The organism is Mesorhizobium sp. M7A.F.Ca.CA.001.08.2.1 (genome assembly GCF_003998455.1).
Lineage (GTDB): Bacteria > Pseudomonadota > Alphaproteobacteria > Rhizobiales > Rhizobiaceae > Mesorhizobium > Mesorhizobium ciceri.
In genome coordinates this window covers 1-3,016 of record NZ_RZPW01000743.1, presented here as the reverse complement: position 1 = coordinate 3,016, position 3,016 = coordinate 1, and the positions used below count along the sequence as shown (strand labels likewise).

Annotated in this window: 3 protein-coding genes; 2 read left to right on the top strand and 1 reads right to left on the bottom strand. The window is 64.4% G+C overall.

Going from position 1 to position 3,016, the window contains the following annotated elements:
* Together EN914_RS30090 and EN914_RS30085 are read left to right on the top strand one after the other, a co-directional pair.
* Nucleotides 1-622, top strand: a 622-nt coding sequence (locus tag EN914_RS30090; protein ID WP_164779014.1) for an HlyD family secretion protein, incomplete at its 5' end; no start/stop codon positions are given.
* 22 nt (nucleotides 623-644) lie between these two features.
* A complete protein-coding gene (locus EN914_RS30085; RefSeq protein ID WP_024502091.1) occupies nucleotides 645-2,240 on the top strand; it encodes a DHA2 family efflux MFS transporter permease subunit in 1,596 nt (531 codons plus the stop codon).
* A 198-nt stretch (nucleotides 2,241-2,438) separates the two neighbouring features.
* Here EN914_RS30085 and msrB read toward each other — a convergent pair whose 3' ends face one another.
* Nucleotides 2,439-2,942 carry a peptide-methionine (R)-S-oxide reductase MsrB gene (gene msrB / locus EN914_RS30080; protein ID WP_013528493.1) on the bottom strand — a complete coding sequence of 168 codons (504 nt, stop codon included), beginning with the start codon at nucleotides 2,940-2,942 and terminating at the stop codon, nucleotides 2,439-2,441.
* Nucleotides 2,943-3,016: the final 74 nt, after the last annotated feature.

Sequence of the window (3,016 nt, the reverse complement as noted above, 5' to 3'; positions counted from 1 at the left end):
GGCGCAGCTGGACGACGCCCAGACCGCGGTCCAGCAGGCCGATGCCGCCCTTGTCGGGGCCGACGCACAGATCGCCGCCGCGCAAGCCAATATCGGCGTGCTGCAGGCGCAGCGCGCGGAATCGGCGAGCACGCTGGCGTCCCTGCAGCTCAGCCATGACAAGGCGCTGCGCGATCTTTCCTTCACCGTGCTCAAGGCGCCATATGACGGCATCGTCGGCAACCGCTCGGTCGAGCAGGGCGACCTTGTCAGCCCCGGCCAGAAGCTCGCCGTCATCGTGCCGATGGACAAGCTCTACATCGTCGCCAACTTCAAGGAGACACAACTTGCCCGGCTTGTTCCCGGCGAGAAGGTCAGGATCTCGGTCGATGCGACCGACGGCCAGGACTTCGAGGGAACCGTTTCGTCGCTGGCGCCGGCTTCGGGTGCCGTGTTCTCGCTGCTGCCGCCCGAAAACGCCACCGGCAACTTCACCAAGGTCGTGCAGCGCGTTCCGGTCCGCATCGATGTGCCGGCCGATGCGCTGAAGAGCGGTAAGCTGCGCGCCGGCCTGAGCGTCGTCGTCGCCGTCGACAGCCGCACCGCCCCATCCGGGTCGGCGTCAGTGGCAGCGTCGAATTGAGCGGCGGCCGGGGAGCAATGCCATGGCAACCGCAACCCTGACAGCAGGAGCGCCGCCGGCGAGGCCGGCTGTGCCTGACACCATTTCGACGCGGCGCGTCATCGCCTTCCTGGCGATGGTGTTCGGCATGTTCATGGCCATCCTCGACATCCAGATCGTCTCCGCCTCGCTGTCGGAGATCCAGGCCGGCCTCAGCGCCAGCTCCGACGAAATTCCGTGGGTGCAGACCGCCTACCTGATCGCCGAAGTGGTGATGATCCCGCTGTCCGGCTTTCTCAGCCGGATGCTGTCGACGCGCGTGCTGTTCACCATCTCGGCGGCGGGCTTCACCGCGGCCAGTGCGCTGGCGGCGACCGCCACCAACATCGACCAGATGATCGTCTACCGCGCCGTCCAGGGCTTCATCGGCGGCGGCATGATACCGAGCGTCTTTGCCGCTGCCTTCACCATCTTCCCGCCCTCGCGCCGCGCCGTCGTCTCGCCGATGATCGGCCTCGTGGCGACGCTGGCGCCGACCATCGGCCCGACCGTCGGTGGCTATATCAGCCATGCCATGTCCTGGCATTGGCTGTTCCTGGTCAACGTCGTGCCCGGCATCCTGGTGACAACGGCGGCCTGGACGCTGATCGACTTCGACAAGCCCAACCTCAAGCTGTTCAGCAAGTTCGACTGGTGGGGCCTCGCCGGCATGGCGGCCTTCCTGGGCTGCATGGAATATGTGCTCGAGGAAGGCCCCAACAATGATTGGCTGCAGGACCAGGGCGTCTTCATCTGCGCCGTCGTCATGACCGTCGGCGCGGTGCTGTTCTTCTGGCGCGTGTTCACCGCCGAGGAGCCGATCGTCGACCTGAAGGCCTTCACCAACATCAACTTCGCCTTCGGCTCGCTGTTCTCGTTCGTCATCGGCATCGGTCTCTACGGCCTGACCTATCTCTACCCGGTGTTCCTCGGGCGCATCCGCGGCTACGATTCGATGATGATCGGCGAGGCTCTGTTCGTCAGCGGCCTGGCGATGTTCTTCACCGCGCCGATCTCGGGCATCCTGTCGAACAAGATGGACCCGCGCCTGATGATGATGATCGGCTTCTTCGGCTTCGCCACCGGCACCTGGTGGATGACGCATCTGACCGCCGACTGGGATTTCTATGAGCTGCTCATCCCGCAGATCCTGCGCGGCTGTTCGATGATGCTGTGCATGGTTCCGATCAACAACATCGCGCTCGGCACCTTGCCGCCCGAGCGGCTGAAGAACGCGTCCGGCCTGTTCAATCTCACCCGCAACCTTGGCGGTGCCGTCGGCCTTGCGCTGATCAATACCGTGCTGATCGACCGCAACGCCTTCCACTACGCAAGGCTCTCCGAGCATGTGCAATGGGGCAGTGAAGCCGCGCAGACCAAGCTGCAGAACATGACCCGCAATTTCGAGCAGACCCCCGGCCTCGACGCGACAAGCGCTGCGATCTCCAAGTTGTCTGGCATGGTCCAGCAGCAGGCGGCGCTGCTGTCCTTCATGGACGTGTTCTTCATGCTGACGGTGCTGTTTGCGACGCTTGGCCTGTTCACCATGCTGATCCGCAAGCCGGCCGCACCGGGTGGCGGCGGCGGTGGGGGGCACTGATAGGGAGCAATTCCAGGAAAAGTGTAAGGCGGTTTTCCCGGGAAAAGCGCGCAGCGCTTTCCCTTGGGGATTGCGACAAGACAAAGATACGTGGGCAGCGGTTTCGGGAAGCTCCTCCAGTCCATGCCCGAAAAGCTCTGACCGCGCAAAAAACTCCGGGCCGCAAGCCCGGAGTTTTTTGCATTCCAGTCTATGGACTCAGGCCGTGGCGGGTTTGAAGGTCAGCGCGACGCCGTTGATGCAGTGGCGCAGGCCGGTCGGCGCCGGACCGTCGTCGAAGACATGGCCGAGATGGCCGCCGCAGCGGCGGCAATGTGCCTCGGTACGCGTCATGCCGAGCGACCTGTCCACGGTCGTGCCGATCGCCTTGGGGATCTCTTGCCAGAAGCTCGGCCATCCGGTGCCGGAATCGAATTTCGTCTCCGACGAATAGACCGGCAGGTCGCAGCCGGCACAGGCGAAAATGCCCTTGCGGTGTTCGTTGAGCAGCGGGCTGGTGCCGGGGTACTCCGTGCCTTCCTTGCGCAGCACGTCGAAGGCAGCCGGCGACAGGATGGCTTTCCACTCGGCGTCGGTCTTGACGACCTCGAAGCTCTCGGCCGCTTGTGCTGCCTGCGGATCGCCCATGCGCAGCATCGTTGCCGCGGCCCCGATCACGCCGATGGCGGCGGCACCGCTCAAAAGAAAGTCGCGACGGTTCATGACCAGTTCCTCCTGATGTCCTTTTTGCCAAACTACACCGCCGCGCGGAAATCAAAAGCCGGTGACGGTAGCCC